Here is a 251-nt window from a genome sequence, read left to right as displayed (position 1 = left end):
CCCTCGAACGCCGTCGCCGCCGCCCGCGCCTGACCCGCCGCCAACTGCGCCTGGGCCGCGGCGTCACTCAACCACCCCACATACGGCACCGCCGCAGCCGCCATCGACGCCGACGCCGGCCCGGCCCACGGCCCACTGGCCAAGCCCACAATCACCGCGTCAAACGACGACGCCGACGCCGCCAGATCGGCCGCCAAACTCTCCCACGCCGCCGCGGCCACATGCAGCGGACCCGACCCGGCCCCGGCAAA

Annotated in this window: 1 protein-coding gene; it reads right to left on the bottom strand. The window is 75.7% G+C overall.

The genetic code is table 11. The features are described 5' to 3' along the window. A partial coding sequence (locus tag AC5Y7D_RS30990; RefSeq protein WP_499930017.1) for a PPE domain-containing protein occupies positions 1-251 on the bottom strand: 251 nt, incomplete at both ends.

The organism is Mycobacterium sp. NGS49 (genome assembly GCF_059812565.1).
This window is presented reverse-complemented; position numbering and strand designations above follow the sequence as displayed.